We start from the raw sequence: 627 nt of genomic DNA on the forward strand, positions 1-627 counted from the left end.
TTGCAGGCGCTCGCCTGCGAGGTTGTGCCGATTCGGGCGGCGTACGCGTGCGAAGTTGCGCCGACTCGGCGCTGCTCAGGTGCGACGTTGCGCCGACTCGGCCTTGCTGGAGTGCGAGGTTGCGCCGACTCGGGCCCGTACGTGGGCGATGTTGCGCCGACTCGGCGCACCCGAGGTCATGGTCTCCGCCAGCTCGACGTACTGCGCCAGGCGTGCCACCCGGACCAGCGCCGGATCCGCGTCGCGGATCCGGAAGCGCCGACCGGTCGCCTCGACCCGACGTCGCGAGCGGTCGAGCTCGCGGAGGCCGCTGCAGTCCGCGAAGGGCACCGCCGTCACGTCCACGACGAGCGTCTCGGGCGCGTACTGCTCGAGATCCCTGAGCGTCGCGGCCAGGGTTTCGCGCGCGGCGATGTCGAGGTCGCCGTCGATGACCAAGAAGGCGGTGTCTCCGCGGAGACGTGTTCGGAACGTTGTCGCCATGATTGCCACCAGAGACAGCCGATAAGCGCAACGGACCCGACTTCCTCAAGTCCTCACGGACAGAGTAGGCGAGGTGGCCTGACGAGCCAAGAACCCGTACGCCGCGTACGCCGTCGGGGCATGTGGCAACGACGTGGCGAGCAA

General features: G+C 69.1%; 1 protein-coding gene. It reads right to left on the reverse strand.

The genetic code is table 11. The features are described 5' to 3' along the window. Positions 1-75: 75 nt before the first annotated feature. Entirely contained in the window at positions 76-483 is a 408-nt protein-coding gene (locus ABD205_RS07030) for an STAS domain-containing protein (RefSeq protein WP_344043806.1), read from the reverse strand. Positions 484-627: the final 144 nt, after the last annotated feature.

The sequence above is a fragment of the Nocardioides panacihumi genome, from assembly GCF_039530925.1.
GTDB lineage: Bacteria > Actinomycetota > Actinomycetes > Propionibacteriales > Nocardioidaceae > Nocardioides > Nocardioides panacihumi.

Bases quoted from the DNA above. Each gene is read 5' to 3' on its own strand.
- ABD205_RS07030 (WP_344043806.1), bottom strand. From the start codon at position 483: ATGGCGACAACGTTCCGAACACGTCTCCGCGGAGACACCGCCTTCTTG.